The sequence below is a fragment of the Luteibacter sp. 329MFSha genome, assembly GCF_900111665.1.
In the GTDB taxonomy this organism is placed as follows: Bacteria; Pseudomonadota; Gammaproteobacteria; order Xanthomonadales; family Rhodanobacteraceae; genus Luteibacter.
Map to the genome: position 1 here is coordinate 51,669 of NZ_FOJE01000005.1, position 17,665 is coordinate 69,333.

The 17,665-nt window shown below is 68.4% G+C and carries 11 protein-coding genes and 2 pseudogenes; 10 read left to right on the forward strand and 3 right to left on the reverse strand.

The annotated features are described in order from the left end of the window. Positions 1-8: 8 nt before the first annotated feature. A complete protein-coding gene (locus BMW54_RS17310; RefSeq protein WP_139206137.1) occupies positions 9-1,070 on the forward strand; it encodes a hypothetical protein in 1,062 nt (353 codons plus the stop codon). Here BMW54_RS17310 and BMW54_RS17315 read toward each other — a convergent pair. The 3 genes and pseudogenes from BMW54_RS17315 to BMW54_RS17325 form a co-directional block, all read right to left on the reverse strand. Continuing rightward, a complete protein-coding gene (locus BMW54_RS17315) occupies positions 1,064-2,575 on the reverse strand; it encodes an amino acid permease (protein ID WP_090058618.1) in 1,512 nt (503 codons plus the stop codon). The two genes, BMW54_RS17310 and BMW54_RS17315, sit on opposite strands and share 7 nt — an antisense overlap. A 181-nt stretch (positions 2,576-2,756) precedes the next feature. Beyond that, the gene (locus BMW54_RS17320) at positions 2,757-3,797 is read right to left on the reverse strand and encodes a glycerophosphodiester phosphodiesterase (protein ID WP_090058621.1); all 1,041 of its coding nucleotides are present in this window, start codon (positions 3,795-3,797) and stop codon (positions 2,757-2,759) included. Between the two features lie 56 nt (positions 3,798-3,853). Next, positions 3,854-6,055 (reverse strand): annotated as a pseudogene (locus tag BMW54_RS17325) (TonB-dependent receptor); the annotation flags it as partial. 243 nt (positions 6,056-6,298) lie between these two features. Between BMW54_RS17325 and BMW54_RS17330 the strand changes: the two are divergent. The 9 genes and pseudogenes from BMW54_RS17330 to leuB all read left to right on the forward strand — a co-directional run bounded on the left by BMW54_RS17330 (position 6,299) and on the right by leuB (position 17,663). Next, positions 6,299-8,290, forward strand: a complete 1,992-nt coding sequence (locus BMW54_RS17330) for a bifunctional 2',3'-cyclic-nucleotide 2'-phosphodiesterase/3'-nucleotidase (protein ID WP_090058625.1) — start codon at positions 6,299-6,301, stop codon at positions 8,288-8,290. A 446-nt stretch (positions 8,291-8,736) separates the two neighbouring features. After that, entirely contained in the window at positions 8,737-9,825 is a 1,089-nt protein-coding gene (locus BMW54_RS17335; RefSeq protein ID WP_254779458.1) for a homoserine dehydrogenase family protein, read from the forward strand. Next, positions 9,819-10,769 (forward strand): homoserine kinase, encoded by a 951-nt coding sequence (locus BMW54_RS17340; RefSeq protein WP_090059057.1) that lies wholly within the window; start codon positions 9,819-9,821, stop codon positions 10,767-10,769. The genes BMW54_RS17335 and BMW54_RS17340 overlap by 7 nt, the downstream gene beginning before the upstream one ends. 2 nt (positions 10,770-10,771) lie before the next feature. Then, entirely contained in the window at positions 10,772-12,049 is a 1,278-nt protein-coding gene (thrC, locus tag BMW54_RS17345; protein ID WP_090058628.1) for a threonine synthase, read from the forward strand. A 360-nt stretch (positions 12,050-12,409) separates the two neighbouring features. After that, a pseudogene (locus tag BMW54_RS17350) lies at positions 12,410-13,594 on the forward strand (2-isopropylmalate synthase); the annotation flags it as partial. Between the two features lie 55 nt (positions 13,595-13,649). Then, positions 13,650-14,597, forward strand: coding sequence for a branched-chain amino acid transaminase (locus tag BMW54_RS17355; protein ID WP_090058633.1), 948 nt, complete (start codon positions 13,650-13,652; stop codon positions 14,595-14,597). Beyond that, positions 14,594-16,009, forward strand: coding sequence for a 3-isopropylmalate dehydratase large subunit (gene leuC, locus BMW54_RS17360; RefSeq protein ID WP_090058635.1), 1,416 nt, complete (start codon positions 14,594-14,596; stop codon positions 16,007-16,009). Before BMW54_RS17355 ends, leuC begins: the two co-directional genes overlap by 4 nt. Further along, complete coding sequence (leuD, locus tag BMW54_RS17365; RefSeq protein ID WP_090058638.1) at positions 16,006-16,602, forward strand: 3-isopropylmalate dehydratase small subunit; 597 nt, start codon at positions 16,006-16,008, stop codon at positions 16,600-16,602. The genes leuC and leuD overlap by 4 nt, the downstream gene beginning before the upstream one ends. Further along, positions 16,599-17,663 (forward strand): 3-isopropylmalate dehydrogenase, encoded by a 1,065-nt coding sequence (gene leuB, locus BMW54_RS17370; protein ID WP_090058641.1) that lies wholly within the window; start codon positions 16,599-16,601, stop codon positions 17,661-17,663. Before leuD ends, leuB begins: the two co-directional genes overlap by 4 nt. Positions 17,664-17,665: the final 2 nt, after the last annotated feature.

A 17,665-nucleotide genomic window follows, 5' to 3' on the forward strand; every position in this document is an offset into this window, starting at 1 on the left:
CACCGACCTTGAAGATCCTCGCGGTATGCACCGTGGTGCTGGCCGCCCCCGCGTTCGCGAGCACCTCCGGTCCGCTCCGCGCTTTCGACGAGGCCGTCGCCGCTGGCCTTCCGCAGCGCGTCGCGCTCCCCGCGGGAGACGCCGAGGCGCGCGACGCCAGCAGCGGCGAGCTCGTGGTGACCTCGCTCGTCGAAGGGCTGGACACCGCGTTTTCCGATGGCACACGTGGCACGCATTACATGGCGACATGGCAAGGCAAGCCGGCCGTCGTCGTACGATCGGCCGGCCACCTGGACATCACCGTGGCCGACGCCACCGGCGTGTCGATCACGGGTTACTCGGGCGATACCGAGCGACCTCATCGTCTGCGTCGCGACGGTTCCGCCGAAAGCGCCGCGGCGACGGCGCGAGCGGTGGCGTCCGTCGCCGACGAGCCGCCGACCACGTCAGGACTCTCGCCGAACCCGCACGAGGGACTTTCGACGGTCGGATTCCACATGTTCGTGCACGACGACGTCGAAGACCGTTCCGACCAGCACATCCACGCCGGCTACGTCGCGTGGTGGGCCGTCGACATGCGACGCATCCTGGCGGTCAGGCGCGTCCAGACCGTCTACCGGCGACGCATGCCAGGCCTTACGGACATCCCGCGCCACGATGGCGATCTTCTTGGCCGCTGGACACTTTCGATGCAGCGCCTGGTGATGCGCGAAGGACTCATGCCGATCCCGGGCCATTCGTGGTTCAAGTTCATGCTGCTGACGCCGGACGCCATCGAGCCGGGCCATTACGGTCGGGCATGGCTCGGCGGCGACCATGCCGTCGCCTCGCTCAATGGACCCTATACGGTCATCGCGCACGAATACGGTCACACACTGGGCGGCGTGCACGAGGATGCAAGCGTCGAATGGTCCGGCTTCTGGCCGTGCGAGACGAACCTGTACTCGCACTCGAACGCGTTGCGGAGGAACTGCTATCGGTACACGCCCGAGAACCAGCGACGCATGCGCGAGTACATGGCAGGCGCCCTCCCGGACGAGGGAGAGCGCCGTCTCGAAATGGTTTACTGACTCGCGCCGTTGAGCTTGCTGTGGCGCACGCCATAGGTGAAGTACACGATCAGGCCGATCGCCATCCAGATCGCGAAGCGCTCGAACGTGATCCACGGCAGGCCCCAGATCAGCGCGAGCGAGAAGAGGATGCCGAGCGGCGCGACGAACCACACCGCCGGCGTCCGGAACTTCCGCTCCAGGCCGGGCTTGCGCACCCGCAGCACGAGCACCGAGGCGCAGATCAGGATGAAGGCGCTGAGCGTGCCGATGTTGACCAGCTCGGCCACTTCGCCGATAGGCAGCAAGCCCGCGACGATCGCGGTGAAGATACCGAGGATCATCGTCGGACGGGCCGGCGTGCCGAAGCGCGGGTGCACGCGGGCGAACCACGCGGGCAACAGGCCGTCGCGCGCGAGGGCGAACCAGATGCGCGCCGCGCCGAGCATGAAGGCGAAAAGCACGCTGATGACGCCGATCACGGCGGCGACGGCGATGACGTTGCTGATCCACGGCAGGCCGATCGCGTTGAAGGCGTCCGAAACGGACGCCTCGCCGCTCAGGCTCGCATACGGCACGATGCCGGTCAGCACGAGCGAGACGGCGATGTAGAGCACCATCGCGACCGCCAACGAGAGCAGCACGGCGCGCGGAAGGTCGCGCTGCGGGTTGCGGGCTTCTTCCGCCGCCGTGGTCAGCGTGTCGTATCCGAACACCGCGAAGAACACCACGCTGGCACCGGTGAGCACGCCATGCCAGCCGAAGTGACCGACGCCCTTGTCGTCGAAGATGCGTTCCGGGATGAACGGGTGCCAATTCGCCGTGTTGATGAAGAACGCGCCCACGCCGATCACCAGCGCCACGCCGAGCACCTTGATCGCGACGATGAGCGTGTTTAGGCGCGCGCCCCACTCCGTGCGAACCGAGAGCAGGATCGCCACCAGCAGCGAGATACCCGCCGCGATGACGTTGAAGCGGTGGCCGTCGGTTGGTGCCGCGACGGGGTTCGCGTAACTCACGCCCAGCGAGCCCATGGCGTGCTGCCAGTAATACTTCATGGTGTCGGCGCTCATGCTCTTCTGCGCCCATTCCGGCAGGTGCACGCCCGCCGTGGCGAGCAACACCTGCACGTAGCCGGACCACCCGATCGCCACCACGGCGACCACCAGCGCGTACTCCAGCAGCAGGTCCCAGCCGATGATCCATGCCGCACCCTCGCCGAGAACCGCGTAGCCATAGGTGTAGGCGCTGCCGGTTACCGGGATGAGCCCGGCGAACTCCGCGTAGCACAGGGCGGCGCACGCGCTTCCGAAGCCCGCGATGATGAAGCTGAGGGCGACGGCCGGGCCGGCGTTGAGTGCCGCCTGCTGTCCGGCCAGCACGAAGATGCCCACGCCGATGATGCCGCCGATGCCGATCGCGGTCAGCTGCCACAGGCCGAGGACACGCCGGAAGTCCTTCCGCTGGCCGACCTCGGCCTGCAACTGCTCGACGGACTTGTGGCGGAGGAACCTGGCTAACGACATGAGGATGACCCTGGGCTGGCTGACCCGGGATCATAGCGGGAGGGGCTGGCCCTGTCCCCGGCGGACGCTTACACAGCGTGTAGGCGTCCGCCTCATGGAGCCCCGAATCGCCGGCAGCCGAAAGGTGGGAGCCGATCGCATCGGCGATCCCCGCGGCAGCGGGCACGGGGCGGGAGAAGGATCAACGCCCGTCGACGGCCCTGCGCCCCAGCGCCGGATCGTCGGTGAAGAACGCATCGATACCCGTGGCGAGGTAGGCGCGGATCTCTGCCACCGAGCCCGCCTCGTTGCGCGTGGCGTCGCCGGCCGCGTTGCGGAAATCGGCCGCCAGGAAATGGTTCTCGGGACGGAACGTGTAGGGATGCACCTCGAGTCCCGCCGTATGGGCATCACGAACTAACGTCGTCGGCGCGGCGAGCCGGCCATCCGCACCCAGCGGGATGATGCTGCGCGTCGAGGGCCCGATCGCATCCGCGTAGGCCGCGATGGCCTTCAGGCCGGCGGGGCTCATCATCGCGGCATAGGTCGTCGACGGGTCGTCGGCGGGATGTTCCGCCCCCGCCTCCATGAGCTGCAGCAACCGGATGTTCGGATGCGACGCGCCCAGCTTGCCACGGAGGTACTTCAGGTTACCGACCTCGAACGACTGGATCTCGACGGGCGCCGTGCGCGTGTAGGCGTGCGCGGCGAGCGTCGCCAGCACCTTGTCTTCCATCGGCAGGCCGGTGCCGCGGAAATAGGTGGAGTGCTTGATCTCGGGAATGATGCCGATGACCCGGCGCCGTGCGGACGCCTCCGCGGCCACGAATTCGATCATCTCGTCGAACGTGGGCACGCTGAACTGGCCGTCGAACGCCGCGTTCGCCTTGCGGATGTCCGCCAGGCGCTCGCGGGCGCGCAGCGTCTTCAGTTCGGCGAGCGTGAAGTCCTCGGTGAACCAGCCCGTGATGGCGACGCCGTCGACGGTCTTCGTCGTACGTCGGGCCGCGAACTCCGGGTGGCTCGCGACATCCGTCGTGCCCCCGATCTCGTTCTCGTGGCGCACCACCAGGACGCCGTCCTTCGTCGAGACCAGATCGGGCTCCACCACATCGGCGCCATCCTCGATCGCCACCGCGTACGACGCCAGCGTGTGCTCGGGACGCAGCGCGCTCGCGCCGCGATGACCGATGACGAGGACCTTCGACGCGATGGGCGTCGCCGTGGCGGCGGGGGTGGACATCGGCAGCGCTCCGAGCAGCAGGGCAAGAGCGCACGAGGATAGACCAGTTCCCCGCATCAGAAATCGGCCGTCAGGGTGACGAAGCTCTGCCGCGGCGCGCTCGCGTGGAAGGCCAGGGCACGACCCTGCGGATCCGTCGCCGCGAACGCCGTGAGGTTCGTCGCGTAGCGGTGGTCGGTGAGGTTCGTGATGTTCAGGGCGAGGGTCAGGGCCTTCAGGCTCGCGACGGGTCCGAAGTCGTAGCTTGCACCGAAATCGAACGACGTGGCACCCGCGACGCCCTGGTCGTTGGTATAAGTGTAGCAGCGGCGCCCGGTGTACTTGCCGCGCAGGCTGGCCGACCACGGCCCCTCGCGCCAGCTGATCTCGCTGGCGAACATGCGCTTGGGCGTGTCCACGGTGGTCTTGTCCTTCACCGGGACGACCTGGCCGTTGGCGACGTAATTGTCGTCGTAGGTCGAGCGGTTGAACGAGGCTGAGTTGTACCACTCGAAGCCGCGGACCGGCTTCCAGATGAAGGTGAACTCCGCACCGCGGCTGCTCACCGAGCCGACGTTCACGAACGCCGTGTTGCATTCCGGTCGCGTGCCCACCTCGATGCTCGGGCAGGGGTTGAGGGAAAGCAGGCGGTTGTCGAACTTCACGTCGTACAGGGCTACCGAGGCTTCGTACCCTTCGCCCACGCTACGGAAGCCGCCGTCGATCGAGCGCGATTCCTCTGGCTTCAGGTTGGACTTCGTCCCGTCGAACGCGGCCTGCGACACGGAGAGCGGACCGCCCGCGCCGCCGCCCTGGAACGCGGCGATGTTCTTCGCGTACGACAGGAACACTTCCTGCCCCGGCGCCAGCTGGAAGGCGAGGCCCGCCTGCGGGAGCAGCGACTTGCCGGCCTTCAGCGTGCCGTTCGCGTACGGGCTCTCGACACCCGGAAGCTCGCGCGCCGTCATCGTCGTGTGCGGGCTCTTCACGCCGATGTCGACGCTTAGGCGGTCGTCGATCGCCTTGAAGCTGTCCTGCAGGTACGCCTGCTTCGTCGTGATCGTATAGTCCTGCGCGAAGAGACGACGGTTCGGATTCTTCAGGTAGTAGTCGTCGCTGACCGGGCCGTCGATGTAGTAGAAGTTGCGCTCGACGTGGTGGTCGTTCTTCTCGTACCACACCCCGCCTTCGACATGATGGGCCCCGATGTCCCACGACAGCGATGCGATCGCGCCGTTGCGATTGATCGTGTAGTTGGTGCTGCGGATGGAGATCGGAAGCTCCTGCGGCGTGCCCGGGAACGACTTCTGGCCGGGCGACCACCAGTGCCCCTGCCCCGCGTTCTCGTGGTGGTAGACCTGCGTGTGCAGCGTCGCCGCGTCGGCGACCGCGAAATCGCCCGCCAGGTAGTAGAGGTCGTCGCGACGCAGCGCGCGGCTCTGGTAGTACGCGTCGTCGATGTTGTCGACGCCGCCGGAGAAGCCGCAGCGCGGATCCTTCACGCCACCCTTCGTATAGGCGGGCGCGCAATACGCCGCCGCCAGGGCGCGGTTCCAGTCCGGCGCGTAGAGGTTCCAGTCCCAGCCGAGGCCGCGGCGCAGGCCGCTCTTCGACAGATACGCGTAATCGGCCTGGCTCGTGCGCGAGGTATCGACGAAACCGGTGATGCGGTTGCCCTCGCCGAACTCGTACACGCCCTTGCCGTTGAACTGCTTCGTGTTCGTCGGCGAGTCGGGGCGCGTCCACATGTCCGCATCCGCGTGCACCCCGGACAGGTACATCGAAAAGCCCTTGTAGTCGCCGGTGTCGATGCGTGCGTAGGTGCGGCGATTGTGATCGCTGCCGAAGGTCTGCGCGACCCTGCCGCCGAACGTCTTCGCCGGGTCGGCCGAGAAATACTGGATCGCACCGCCGAGGTTGCTGGTGGATGCCGTGCCGAGCGCGCCGATACCTTCGGAGAGCTCCACCGTGGCCATGTTCTCGGCGATCAGCGCGCGCGAGATGTTCAGGCCGTTGTAGTTGCCGTACGCGTTGTCGCCCAGCGGCAGCCCGTCGAGGGTGTAACCGAGGCGCGTGGTATTGAAGCCGCGCAGCGTGATCGACTGCGACTCCTCGTTGGCGCCGAACGCGTCGTTCGACTGCACGGAAACGCCGGGCAGCCGATTGAGGATCTTCTGCGGGCTGGTGCCCGGCGGCAGCACCTTCTGGTCGTCGGGCACGATGCGCTGCACCTGGCGTGTCTCGCCCTGGCCGATCACGGACACGGCCTCGAGATCCTGGGTCTTCGGCGGCGTGGCGTCTTCGGCGTGGGTCGGCAGGGCGAGCGCGGAAGCGAGGGCGAGGAACAGGGTGCGGCGGGTGAAGATCATCGGGGAATCGCGTGGCAGGGAAGCCGGCGAGCGTGCGCGATGTGTGTGTACGTTTTTTTACCGCGGGAAGAAGACACCGATACGAGTGACGCGCGTCGCACTTCCAGCCGCATATCTGCTAGTTTTCGCCCCGAAACCCCACCGGACTTCCGCATGTTCAAGCCCCTCGCCCTGGCCGCGCTCTCGGCCGCCCTGCTCGCCGCCTGCGCCGGCGCACCTTCCGGCAAGACCGCGGCACCTGCCGGGGTGAAGGATGGCGCGACGCTCGACCTCGCGATCCTCGAGACGACGGACGTCCACTCGAATCTTCTTTCGTACGACTACTACAAGCAGAAGGACGACACCAGCTTCGGCTACGAGCGGGTCGCGACGCTGATCCGCCAGGCCCGCAAGGAATTCCCGAACACGGTGCTGTTCGACAGCGGCGACACCATCCAGGGCAGCGTGCTGGCCGACTACCAGGCGCTTGTGAAGCCCATCGGCTGCGACAGCGAGCTCGCGATCTACAAGGCGATGGACGCCATCGGTTACGACGGCGGCACCGCGGGAAATCACGAGTTCAACTACGGTCTGCCGTTCCTCGCGCAGGTGACGAACACCGCGATGAACGTCGACGGCGTGAACGCCCGAGAGTGCGCGGGACCGAAATTCCCGATCGTGTTGTCCAACGTCTACAGCGCGCGCGACGGCAAGCCGATCTTCAAGCCGTGGACGATCGTCACGAAGACGGTCACGGCCAAGGGTGTCGACGGCAAGGCCGTCACCACCACGCTGAAGATCGGCATCATCGGCTTCACGCCGCCGCCGATCCTCGACTGGGACAAGCGCAACCTCGCCGGCAAGGTCACCGTCGACGGCGTCGTCGAAGCCGCGAACCGGTTCATGCCCGAGCTGCGGGCGCAGCATCCCGACCTCGTCGTCGCCATCCTGCATGGCGGCCTGAACACCTCGCCGTACACGCCGCAGATGGAGAACGGCGGCTGGTACCTCGCCGGTGTGCCGGGCATCGACGCGCTCCTGCTCGGCCATTCGCATACCGAGTTTCCCGGCCCCCGCTACGCCGACATGAAGGACGTCGACGCGAAGCGCGGCATCGTGCGCGGCGTGCCCGCGGTGATGGGCGGCTTCTTCGGTAAGGATCTCGGCGTCATCAACATGACGCTGAAGCGCGAGGTCGATCGCTGGGTGGTCGACAAGGAAAAGAGCCGTAGCCAGGTACGCCCGATCTGCCCGAAGAAGAACGAGTGCGTCGCCGCCGATCCGACGATCGCGCCGCTCGTGCAGGAGGCGCACGACGCCGCCGTCGCCTACGTGAACACGCCGATCGGCGCGACCGATCACGCGCTGACCAGCTACTTCGCGGACGAGGGCAACATGAGCGCGCTCGCCGTGGTCAACGCGGCGCAGATCGACTACGCGCGCGAGGCACTCGCCCGGACGAACCCGGAGTGGAAGGACGTGCCGGTGATTTCGGCGGCGGCGGCGTTCCGCACGGGCTTCGGCGGCCCGGACGACTTCACGGACGTGCCGAAGGGCCCGATGACGATCCGCAACGCGTCCGATCTCTACTTCTATCCGAACACGCTCGCCGCGGTGAAGATCGACGGCGCGGGTGTGAAGGCGTGGCTCGAGAAGGCCGCGTCGCGCTTCAACCGCATCGATCCTGCGAAGGACGGCGAGCAGCCGCTGATCGGCAAGATGGCCGGCTACAACTTCGACCAGATGCAGGGTGGCATCACCTACGTCATCGACGTATCGAAGCCGGAAGGCGAGCGCATCTCCGACCTGCGATTCAAGGGCAAGCCGGTCAAGCCGTCGCAGCCTTTCATCGTCGTGACGAACAACTACCGCGCGAACGGCGGCGGCGAGTTCCCGGGCCTCAAGGGCGACAACGTCGTGCTCAACGCACCGGACGGCAACCGCGAGGTCGTCATCCACTGGGTGGAGGAAAAGAAGACGCTGACGCGCAAGGATGTCGACAAGGCGTCCTGGCGTTTCGCACCGGTGAAGACGAAGGGTCCCGTCACGTTCACCTCGGCCAGCGGCAAGGAAGACGTGGCGAAGTCGCTCGGCCTGCCCATCCGCCAGCTGCGCGACAACGGCGACGGCACGGCCGTGTACGCGATCGACCTGTCGAAGCGCTGACCGCGCCACCTGCAGGAGCGGACCTGGCCGCGATGGGGGCCCGAAGCAAGCACCCATCGCGGCCGGGTCCGCTCCTGTGAGAGCAGCCCCTAGGCCATCCGGCCGCTTGACAGCCCCCGAGACCCGGGCATAACGTCGGGCCATGTCCAACCACGCGCCAGCGCTGCGTTTCATCCCGGCCCTCATGGCCGGCGCGCCCGCGTTCCTTTCCTCCGCGACGACGACAACCACGACCACGACCAACGTCGGAGGATCGGAGTCCGCGCGCGCTTAGTTCCCTGTCGCTGCCGGCCCCGACCTCCCGCAGGACGGGACCGGCGCCGGAACCTCGACAGCCGACATCCCACCTGACGCGACGAACGGGCCTTCCACCGGAGGCTTGACCCGTGTCCATCGCCATCGCTCCCCACCGCTCACCGCTACGTGCCGCACCCGCGCGCGCGGCCGTGGCCCCGCTCGTCGTGAACCTCGGCATCGTGGGGCCCGGCAAGGTCGGCACCGCCCTGCTCGCCCAGCTGCGCGCCGCCGCGCCGCGCCTGCTGCGCGACTGCCACCTCGACCTCCGGCTGCGCGCCGTCTGCGATAGCCGGCACATGTGGCTGGACTGCGACGACGACGCCCTCAACGGACGCACCCACGGCGCGCAGACCTGGCGACCGGCGGAACTCGACGAGTTCGCCGCATATGTCGCGGGTGAGCACGGCGAGCCGGCCGTGCTCGCGGACTGCAGTGCCAGCGATGCCGTGGCGGACCACTACGCGGGGTGGATCGGTGCGGGCATCCACGTGGTCACGCCCAACAAGCGGGCCGGCAGCGGGCCGCTGGAGCGCTGGCGGCGGATCGGCGCGGCGGCCGCGGCCAGCGGCGCGAGCATTCATTACGAGGGCACGGTCGGCGCCGGCCTGCCCGTGGTGCAGACGCTGCGCGACCTGCTCGACACCGGCGACGAGCTCATGGCGGTGGAGGGCATGCTCTCGGGCACGCTGGCGTGGCTGCTCAACCGCTTCGACGGGTCCGTGCCGTTCTCGGCGCTGGTGCGCGAGGCCCACGCGATGGGTTACACCGAGCCCGATCCCCGCGACGATCTTTCCGGCATGGACGTCGCGCGCAAGCTCGTCATCCTGGCGCGCGAGGCGGGGGTCGCCCTCTCGCTCGACGACATCGCCGTGCGCAGCCTCGTTCCCGCCCCGCTGGCGGATGCGTCGCGCGACGACTTCATGGCCGGCCTCGCCGCGCTCGACGGCCCCATGGCGGTGCTGCTGGCCGAAGCACGCATGGCGGGCGGTGTACTGCGCCACGTGGCGCGGTTCGACGGCCGCCACGGTTCGGTGGGCGTACAGGTGGTGCCGCGCGACCATGCCTTCGCACACGCCCAACTGACGGACAACGTCCTGCGTTTCGCCACGCGCCGTTACTGCGACAATGCGCTGGTCGTCCAGGGGCCGGGTGCCGGCCCCGAGGTCACGGCGGCGGCGGTATTCACCGACCTGCTGCGCGTGGCGGGCGCGATGGGAGTAAAACGGTGCGCATGCTGAAAGAACAATCCTCGCCCCTCGTCCGTGCGGATGTCGCCATCGCCGAGGCATACGCCAGCGTCGGCAACGTCGGCATCGGCTTCGACATCCTCGGCCATACCGTGGAAGGTGCCGGCGATCGCGCCGACGTGCGTCGCATCGCCGAACGCGAGGTGCGCATCGTGGCCATCGATGGCGTGATCACCGACCTGCCCATGGCCGCCGCCGAGAACACCGCCGGCGCCGCGCTGCTTTCCATGATGCACGGGCTCGCGTTGCCGTTCGGCTTCGAGCTGACACTGCATAAAGGCATCGCGCTGGGCTCCGGCATGGGCGGCTCCGCCGCGTCCTGTGTCGCCGCCGTCGTCGCCGCGAACGAACTGCTCGACGAACCGCTACCGCGCGAAGCGCTCTACCCCTTCGCCCTCGACGGCGAGGTCGTCGCCAGCGGCAGCCGTCACGGCGACAACCTCGGCCCCATGCTGCTCGGCGGACTCGTGCTCGCCACGGAGCACCGCCTCGTGCGCATCCCGGTTCCCGCCGAATGGCATTGCGCGCTCGTGCATCCGCACGTGGTGCTGGAGACGCGCAAGGCCCGTGCCGCGCTGGCCGGGCACTATGCGCTCGGCGAGTTCGTGGCGCAGAGCGCCAACCTCGCCATGGTGCTCGCCGGCTGCTATCGCGGCGACGCGGCGCTGGTGCGCGAGGGGCTCTCCGACGTGCTCGTCGAACCGCGACGCGCGCCGTTGATCCCCGGCTTCGCGCAGGTGAAACAGGCGGCGCTCGACCATGGCGCGCTCGGCGCGAGCATCTCCGGCGCCGGACCGAGCGTCTTCGGCTGGTTCGAGGACAGGGATTCCGCCGCCGCCGCCGCGCGCGACATGCATGCGGCCTTCCTCGCCGCGGGTCACCCGAGCGACGTGCTCGTCGCCCCGATCGACGGCCCCGCCGCCCGGGTGCTGTGACGATGCGTTATGTCAGCACGCGCGGCGTCGCCGCGCCGGTCGGACTGTCGGCCGCCATCGCGGCGGGCCTCGCGCCGGATGGCGGCCTCTACGTGCCCGAGGCGATGCCACGCGTGTCACGCCCCGCCAGCGAGGGTTCGCTCCCCGACACGGCCATGCACATGCTCGCGCCATTCTTCGCCGGCGATCCGCTCGCCGACGAGCTACACGCCATCTGCGCCGAGGCCTTCGCGCATCCGGCACCGCGGCGCGAACTGCGCATCGACGGCGCGCACATGCTCGAGCTGTTCCACGGACCGACCGCCGCGTTCAAGGATTTCGGCGCGCGCTTCCTCGCGGCGTGCCTCGTGCGCCTGCGTCGCGCGGCGGACGGTCCCCTGACGATCCTCGTCGCCACGTCCGGCGACACGGGCGCCGCGGTCGGTGCCGCATTCCATGGCCTGCCCGGTTTCCGGGTCGCCATCCTCTACCCCGACAACCGCGTATCGCCGAGGCAGGCGCACCAGTTGGAGAGCTTCGGCGGCAACGTGCGCGCGCTGCGCGTGGAAGGCAGCTTCGACGACTGCCAGCGGCTGGTCAAAGGTGCGCTGGGCGACACCGCCCTGCAGGCCGACGTGCTGCTTTCGTCCGCCAACAGCATTAGTCTGGGCCGCCTGCTGCCGCAGATGGCGTATTTCGGCCATGCGTCGTTGCAGGCGGATGGCCCGATGAACACCATCGTGCCGACCGGCAACCTCGGCAACGCCGTGGCGTGCCTGTGGGCGCGCACGATCGGCCTGCCGATCGGCGACGTCGTGTTCGCCTGTAACGCCAATGAAACACTGCCCGACTTCTTCGGCGGCATGCCGTACCGTCCGCGCGACGCGATCCCCACGATCGCGAACGCGATGGATGTCGGGGCGCCGAGCAACTTCGAGCGCCTGCGCCACCTGTTCGGCGACGAGAGCGCCACACGCATGAACGGTACCGCGGAGAGCGTCGACGACGCGGCCATCCGCGACGTGATCCACCGCCATGCGGCCGCGGATGGCGAAGTGTTCTGTCCGCATACGGCCACGGCCATACGTGTGTTCGAACGCCGGCGTATGGCGGACGACCGCCGCGCGTGGACGATCGCCGCCACCGCGCATCCGGCCAAGTTCGAATCCATCGTCGAGCCGCTCGTCGGGCACCCCATCGAAGTGCCGGAGGCGTTGGCCGCCATGCTCTCGCGCGACGCCGAGGCCGAACCGATGACGGCCGATCCGCGAATTTTCGCGAATTGGCTCCGGTCGTGGTGAGATATATGGAAGCGTGCCGCACGTCGCATTATTTGGACGTCTGGACGTCTCGCGGGAAAAAGTTTCGTTCGTAAGTGTTGACACGGGTCGTCGACCTGCCTTACGTTCGATCACATGACGCAGCGCAACACCCATGGCCGCATTGACCTGAACCGACTTACGTCGGTGGTCGGCAAGCTGCGTCTTGGCAGCGGCCTCCTTCTTATTAGCCTTGTACTTATTACCTGCGGAGGTGCGGGCTGAGGGCAAGTGTCCAGGTAGCAAGAAAACGACCTGAAGACTCCCAAAGAACCCCGCACCCGGAAACGGATGCGGGGTTTTTTGTTGCCCGGCCCGCCTCATCAACGAGCGGAGCCAGACATGAATCCAGCACACCAGGGCAGCACCGACGCCGTCGACAGCGACGTAGGCGGACGCGTGCGCATCTTCGACACGACCTTGCGCGACGGCGAGCAAGCCCCCGGCTTCTCGATGGACCGGCGCGCGAAGTTGCGCATGGCGCATGCCCTGGAAGAACTGGGCGTCGACATCATCGAGGCCGGTTTTCCGCAGGCCTCACCCGACGATTTCGCCGCCGTGGCGGAGATCGCCAGGGTGCTGAAGACACCCACGGTCGCCGCGCTGGCCCGATGTCAGAATGCCGACATCGATAGCGCGGGCAAGGCACTGGAAGGTGCCAGGCATTCACGGATCCACCTGTTCCTGTCCACATCGCCGCTGCATCGCGAACACAAGCTGGGCAAGAGCAAGCAAGAAGTCATCGACATCGCCGCCGCGGCGATCATGCGGGCCAAGGCCCTCGCACACGAAGTCGAATTTTCCGCCGAAGACGCGCTGCGCACCGAGCCGGAATACCTCGCCGAGATCTTCTCGGTCGCCGTCGAAGCCGGCGCCAGCGTCCTCAACGCGCCCGACACCGTCGGTTACGTCACCCCCTCCGAAATCACCGCCATGTTCAGCTACCTGCGCCAGCACGTGCGCGGCGCGGACAAGGTCGTGTTCTCCGCGCATTGCCACGACGACCTGGGCATGGCGGTGGCCAATAGCCTGGCCGCCATCAGCGCGGGCGCGCGCCAGGTCGAGTGCACGATCAACGGCATCGGCGAGCGCGCGGGCAACGCGGCGCTCGAGGAAGTGGTGATGGCGCTGCACACGCGCGCGCCGCTGTTCCGTGTCGACACGGGCATCGTCACCCAGCGCCTGTTCCCGACGTCGCGCCTGCTGGCGGAGGTGACGGGCCAGCCGGTGCCTCGCAACAAGGCCATCGTGGGCGACAACGCGTTCGCGCACGAATCCGGCATCCACCAGCACGGCATGCTCAAGCACCGCGGCACCTACGAAATCATGCGTCCGCAGGACGTCGGCGCGAAGACCTCGCTCGTCCTCGGCAAGCACTCGGGCCGGCACGCGCTGCGGCAGCGCCTGGTCGAGCTCGATTACGAGATGGACGACGCGACGCTGGACGCCGTGTTCGAGCGATTCAAGGTGCTGGCGGACAGCCAGCGCTCGGTCACCAACGACGATCTCGTCGCACTGATGCGCGAGTACGAAGACACCACCACCGCCGCGCGCGTCGCGGTCGAGTCCTGAAGGAGGATCCATGGAAGCCCCGACCCATCTCTGGCACAACGGTCGCATCAAGACCTGGGCCGACGCCACCGTGCATGTCGGCGCGCATGCGCTGCACTATGGATCCTCCGTCTTCGAAGGCGTGCGCGTGTACGCCACGCCGGACGGCCCGCGCTACTTCCGCCTCGAGGAGCACACCGAGCGACTGTTCCATTCGGCGCGCATCTACGACCTGTCGATGCCGTACGACGCGGCGACGATCAATCGCGCCTGCCGCGAAGTGATCGTCGCGAACGGCCTGCAGTCGGCCTACGTGCGACCGATCGTGTTCCGCAGCGGCTTCACCTTCAGCCTCGCGCCGTCGCTGGATACCGCCGTCGACGTCGCGATCATCGCCCTGCCGTGGGGTGCGTATCACGGCGCCGACGCGATCGAGAAAGGCGTCGACGTGTGCGTGTCGTCGTGGAACCGCGCCGCGCCCAACACCTACCCCAGCGGCGCGAAGGCGGGCGGCAACTACCTCAACAGCCAGCTGATCGCGCGCGAAGCCATCAACGGCGGTTACGCCGAAGGCATCGCACTCGGTACCGACGGCCTGCTGAGCGAAGGCGCGGGCGAGAACCTGTTCATCGTGCGCAAGGGCGTCATCTATACGCCGCCGGCCGCTTCCTCGATCCTGTGCGGCATCACGCGCGACGCCGTGCTGACGCTCGCGCGCGACCGCGGCTTCGACGTCGTCGAGCAGTCGCTGCCGCGCGAGATGCTGTACTTCGCCGACGAAGTCTTCATGACGGGCACGGCGGCCGAGGTGACGGCCGTGCGTTCCGTGGATCGCAAGCCGGTCGGCAGCGGCCGTCCGGGCCCCGTCACGCGACAGCTGCAGGAAGCGTTCTTCGGCCTGTTCGACGGCCGCACCGAGGACCGCTGGGGCTGGCTGACACCGGTCGAGGAAGCGACCAGCGGGAGGGCCGCGGCATGAGCGCACGGACCCTCTTCGACAAGCTGTGGGACGCCCATCAGGTCAAGGCCGAAACCGAGAGCACCCCGGGCGTGCTCTACATCGACCTGCACCTGGTGCATGAGGTCACCTCGCCGCAGGCGTTCGACGAGCTGCGCTCCCGCGGCCTGCGCGTGCGCCGGCCCGACCGCACGCTCGCCACGCTCGACCACTCCACGCCCACGCTGCCGCCCGGCGCGGACGGCAAGCGTCCCTACTACACGAAGGAAGCCGAAGCGCAGGTCGCGACGCTCGAAGCGAACGTGCGCGAGTTCGGCGTCGACCTGATGGGGTGGGACAGTCCGCAGCGCGGCATCGTGCATGTCGCCGGTCCCGAAGTCGGGGCGACGCATCCCGGCATGACCATCGTCTGCGGCGACAGCCACACCGCGACGCACGGCGCCTTCGGCGCGCTGGCGTTCGGTATCGGCACGACCGAGGTCGGGCACGTGCTGGCGACGCAGTGCCTGCTCCAGCGCAAGCCGAAATCGTTCGCCATCCATGTCGACGGTGCGCTGCAGGCCGGCGTCACCGCGAAGGACCTGATCCTGCACATCATCGGCCGGATCGGCATCGGCGGCGGCACGGGCCATGTGCTCGAGTACACCGGCGAGGCGATCCGCGCGCTGTCGATGGAAGAGCGCATGACCGTGTGCAACATGTCGATCGAAGCGGGGGCCCGCGCGGGCCTGATCGCGCCGGACGAAACGACGTTCGCGTGGCTCGAAGGTCGCGAGCGCGCGCCGAAGGGCGACGCGTGGGATCGCGCGGTCGCGTACTGGCGCACCCTGCCCAGCGACGAGGGCGCGCGTTACGACCGCGAAGTGCGCATCGACGCCTCGGCCATCCAGCCGTCGGTGACCTATGGCACGCATCCCGGGATGGTCGTGCCGATCCACGCGCCGGTTCCCGCCGCCGCCGACGCGATCGAGCAGCGCGCGCTCGATTACATGAAGGTCACCGCGGGCAAGCCGATCGCCGGCGAAGCCGTCGACGTCGTCTTCATCGGCAGCTGCACGAACGGGCGCCTGTCCGATCTGCGCGCGGCCGCCGACATCTTGCGCGGCCGTCAGGTCGCCGAGGGTGTGCGCATGCTCGTCGTGCCGGGTTCCGAACAGGTGCGCCGCGCCGCCGAGCAGGAAGGCCTGCACGAGGTGTTCCGCGCGGCGGGCGCCGAGTGGCGCGAGCCGGGCTGCTCGATGTGCATCGCCATGAACGGCGATCTCGCCCAGCCGGGCCAGCTCGTCGTCGCCACCAGCAATCGCAACTTCGAGGGACGCCAGGGCAAGGGCGCACGCACCGTGCTCGCCAGCCCGCTGGTCGCCGCCGCGTCGGCCGTCGCCGGCCGTGTCGCCGATCCCCGCGAATACATGAACCAGGAAGTCGCCGCATGAGCCAGACCACCCGCCCGCTCGCCTACGTGCATTCGCGCACCGCGGTGCTGCGCGACGAGAACATCGATACGGACCGGATCATTCCCGCCCGTTTCCTCACCACCACCGAGCGCACCGGCCTCGGCCGCCATTGCTTCCAGGACTGGCGCTATGCAGCCGACGGCAGCGACGACCCGGCGTTCCCGCTGAACCAGCCGCAGGCGCGCGGATGCTCGATCCTGGTGGCCGGCCGCAACTTCGGCTGCGGTTCGTCGCGCGAGCACGCGCCGTGGGCGCTGCTCGATTACGGCATCCAGGCCGTCATCTCCAACGAGATCGCGGACATCTTCCGCGGCAACGCGCTGAAGAACGGCCTGCTCGCGATCGTCGTCAGCGACGCCGAGCATCGCTGGCTGCTCGACAACCCGGGCACCGAGCTGCGCATCGACATCGCGGAAGGAACGATCCGGCTACCCGACGGTGGCTCGATCCGTTTCGACCTCGACGCGTTCTCGCGCCACTGCCTGCTCAACGGCGTCGACCAGCTGGGCTTCCTGCTCCAGCAGGCCGACGATATCGCCGCCTTCGAACACCAACAGGAGAAAGCCGCATGAAGGCTTCGATCGTCGTACTGCCGGGTGACGGCATCGGCCCGGAAGTCGCCGCCGCCGGCGTCGCGGTGCTGCGCCAGGTCGCCGGGCGTTTCGGCCACGAGTTCACGTTCACGGAGCATGCGATCGGTGGCGACGCCATCGACCGCTTCGGCGATCCGCTGCCGCCCGCCACGCGCGAAGCCCTGCTCGCCGCCGACGCCATCCTGCTCGGCGCCGTCGGTGGACCGAAGTGGTCGGACCCGAACGCGGCGGTGCGCCCGGAACAGGGGTTGCTGGCCATGCGCAAGCTGCTCGGCGTGTTCGCCAACGTCCGCCCGCTGAAGCTGCATCCGCGCACCGCGGCGCTGTCGCCGCTGAAGCCGGAGCGCACGAAGGGCGTCGATCTCGTCTTCATCCGCGAGCTCACCGGCGGCATCTACTTCGGCGCGAAGACGCGCAGCGACGACGACGCCACCGACGAGTGCCGCTACAGCGTCGCCGAAGTCGAGCGCGTGGTCCGCCATGCCTTCGAGCTGGCGCGCACGCGGCGCCGGAAGGTGACGTCGGTGGACAAGGCGAACGTGCTGGAGACGTCGCGCCTGTGGCGCTCCGTCGCGACGCGCGTCGCCGCCGACTATCCCGACGTCGAGCTGGAACACCAGCTGGTCGACTCGATGGCGATGCACCTGCTCACGCGTCCCGCCGACTACGACGTCATCGTGACCGAGAACATGTTCGGCGACATCCTGACCGACGAAGCGTCGGTGCTGGCCGGTTCGCTCGGCCTGTCGCCGTCGGCATCGGTGGGTGGACCCGGCGCGGGCGTGTACGAGCCGATCCACGGCTCCGCGCCCGACATCGCCGGCCAGTCGCTCGCCAACCCGCTGGGCACGATCCTCTCTGCGGCGATGCTGCTTCGCCACTCGCTCGGACTGTCCGAGGAAGCGGCGGCCGTCGAGGCGGCCGTCGATCACGTGCTCGAGCACGGCAACCTGACGCGCGACCTCGGCGGCACCGCGTCCACCGAGGCCGTCACCCGTGCCGTCCTGGACGCCTGCACCGCCAACGCGGAGGCCGCATGAAC